We start from the raw sequence: 3,169 nt of genomic DNA on the forward strand, positions 1-3,169 counted from the left end.
AAATTGCCTTAGCATTGAATGTCTAGATTCCCGCTTTTGCGGGAATGACGACTCATAAATTACCCGAAACAACCAAAAATAACCGAAATCAACCGGCTTCCCTGCGTGGGAATGAAATGGATTTTTCTTTGAGTTGCCGATGCGATAAAACGGATTGGCATAGGCTTGCGGCAGGATGATGCGTTTGGGGAAACAAATGCCGTCTGAAGGGCTTTCAGACGGCATTGCGGTTTTCTACAAAACGCGGGCTGCCTTTAAAACTTGTAGCTCATCGTCATCAAAAAGGTGCGTCCGCGTGCAAAATTGGTCAATACGCTTTTGCTTGTGCCGCCGTATTTGCCGTTGCACAACGTTTTATCAGCATTACACGTTACTTCTTCGTCCTTGTCTTTCGGGTCGAACGAACTGTAATAACGCTGCGTTGCCGCATCATTGCCCGCATCGAGCGGATCGATATAACGCCTGTCGAACAGATTTTTGACTTCGGCGCGGAAAATAAGGTTTTTCTTCGGCTCGTAAGCGGCGTAAAAATCAAAAATCAAAGGCTGGCGGGCAAGGGTTTCGGTTTGTTTGATGGAACGCTTGCCCAGTTGCCGGACATTGCTGGTATTTCCCCCGTTGGTGCCGTCGATATAGCGTTCTTCAGCCGTCGCGCGGATGCTCTTGCCGAAATAGCGCATCGCGCCGCCCAAAGTCAGTTTGTTGCCCAACCAGCGCGTACCGACTTCCAAACGTCCGTAATCTCGCGGCAGGGCGGAAACCCTGCTCAACCCATAACCTTGTTTGAGTTGGTCTTCTTTGGACGCATTGTTGGGCGATTCGCTCGCATCGCTGAAGTTGGTCGGTTGCGTGCTTTTTTGATAGGCGTAAGAAAGGTTGGTGAAAAAACGCCCATAATCGTAATTCAGCTCCAACTCAAAACCGTGTTTGTGCACTTTGTCTTTGAAATTGCGATGTTGGATGGTGTAGGCAAGCCCGGTGCTGCTGACCCAGCTCGGAATATCCCCGTTCAAATCCCACCATTTCCCGTAAACGTTGTGGATGTAGTTGTCGATGCGGCTGCGGTAGCCGACCAGTTTTAATCCTAATGTATCATCTTGTTTTAACAGTCCTTTTTTATAGGTATTGAAGCCAAATTGCCAAGTGTTTGCGCGCTCTGGTTTTAAGGCGGTGTGAACGCCGGAGTCGCCGATTTGGGAAAAATACATTTCTTGGATGTTGGGCATACGGTGTGTGCGCGAATAGCTGGCGAACGGCATGAAATAATCGCCGAAGTCCGCACTAATGCTGACCGAATGGTTGTTGGCGCGCTTTTTGCCGTATTTTTTCAATACGGGTTCATAAAGCCCGCAGCTCGGGTTGCAATGTTCCCTGTATGTCGGCGAGTTTTCTCCGAATGCCCGCTTAAATTCGCCTTCCGAGCTGTAATAGCCCGTATATTCGCCGCCGAAACGGTAGCCGACGGTATTGGTGCTGTAGTTTAAGCGGTAAATGTCTTTTTTGAGCGCGGCATCGAAGTAGAACGTGTTGAAATATTGGCTGCCGGCCGGTTGGACAATGGTTGATTTTTGGGGCAGCAGCCCTTTATCGCCCTTAAACCGCCCCAAATAGGAATAAAGCCCGTTGTCCTGATCAGGACCGTCGAAAAACAGCCCCAATTCTTCAGGAAAGCGGTTTTTGCCGTATTCGTTGTGGAAATAATTGAAGCCCAAAGTGGTTTGCAACTCGGTTTCGCGGGGCAGCCGGAAGGTGGCGGTGTTGTTGAGGTCGAGGATTTTTGCGTTGTTGTAGGTTTCAAAATCCTTTAAAAGCCCCCAGCCTGTAAACTTCGACCCTTTCGGATATTTCTGCCTGCCCGAATTGTAGGCTGCGGTCAGATTGAGGTTGGTATACGGGTTCAAAGACAAACCGTAATTGAATTGATAATTGCGGTTGATGATTTTGCGGCTGCCGATTTTGGTGTTTAAATCGCGAAATTGCGCCGTGTATTTATTGAATACGCCGTCGTATTCCAATTTAAACAGATTACCTGCCGACTGCTGCTTCAGGCTGGACGGATCGATGGGGGTGATGTCGTATTGCGGCGCCAGGTTTTCCCGCCAGCTTTTGTCATGACCTTCGATGTATTTTTGCAGTTCTTGGGGGTCATTGTATTTTTGATACCACTTGGTTTTCCAGTACGGCCTTTGGAAATCCCGCTCCCATTTTCCGCTGTTGGAATTGAATTTCAACCCGCCTTCTTGTACAAAATATCGCTGCTTGCGCCGTTCCAGATATTCCGCGCCAAAATTTCCGATGTGCTGCCCGCCGCCGCCCACGCGGTAATTTTGCGCCACGCTGCGCCTGCTGTGCCCGTAAAGCACACCGACAGATGCTCCGCTTTCCAGCCATTTGCGCGCACCTATCGCCGCCATCGCATTACCTTTGGTTGAATTGGTGCCGGTCAGACCTTTTAGCAGCAGGCCGTAGGTATTATTGCCCTGAACGACGTCATCCACGCCTAAAGTCCGCAGATTCGCCGAACCGGCAAGGCTGTTGATGCCTGCCGAGCCGCTGAAGCTGCCTTTGACGACATCCAGTCCGGCAATAAAATTGCTGTCGACAGATGCACCGAATTGAGATGAACCGCCTGCCCTGCCCGCATCGGTAGAAGTCGAATAAAAGGTCTGCGTGATGCCGTCCACCATCGTATTGACCCGCCCGAACCCGCTGTCGCCGCGAATATTCAAAGACACAATGCCCGAGCTTTTATCTTGCTGTGTAAACGCACCGGGGATGCTGCGTACGATGTTGTCGAGGTTTTCGCTGGATTTGAATATATCCTGACGGGTCGATACGGCACGCGCATCGGTAAACACTTTTTTGTCTTTCGGTACGCGCTTCGCCTTGACGTGCACATCTTCCAAAACCTGTATCTGCGCCTCGCTGCCCGCGCGCCCTGCATCTTCGGCATAACTATGATGATATAGCATAACACCCATAAGATAAAAACAAATCGGCTTCAACCGGAAAGAAGATTTCATATTTTCCTCAACAATAAACAGTCAGACAATTAAGAAATATATTAGCATTTTTTTAGGCGGCATAAACATTAAAAAGTGTAAATTCGATATACCGTCTGAAGATTTCAATTGGATGAGACCTTTGCAAAAATAGTCTGTTAACGAAA

Annotated in this window: 2 protein-coding genes; both read right to left on the reverse strand. The window is 49.1% G+C overall.

Annotated features, from left to right (window positions below; all coding sequences use genetic code 11):
- Positions 1–225: hypothetical protein (locus HMPREF2959_RS07535; protein ID WP_070696607.1), on the reverse strand; the 225-nt coding region annotated here is incomplete at its 3' end.
- Between the two features lie 29 nt (positions 226–254).
- A complete protein-coding gene (gene tdfH, locus HMPREF2959_RS07540) occupies positions 255–3,023 on the reverse strand; it encodes a TonB-dependent zinc piracy receptor TdfH (RefSeq protein ID WP_002243303.1) in 2,769 nt (922 codons plus the stop codon).
- Positions 3,024–3,169 lie beyond the last annotated feature (146 nt).

Origin of the sequence: Neisseria sp. HMSC070F02 (assembly GCF_001814225.1) — a bacterium.
Classification (GTDB): domain Bacteria; phylum Pseudomonadota; class Gammaproteobacteria; order Burkholderiales; family Neisseriaceae; genus Neisseria; species Neisseria meningitidis.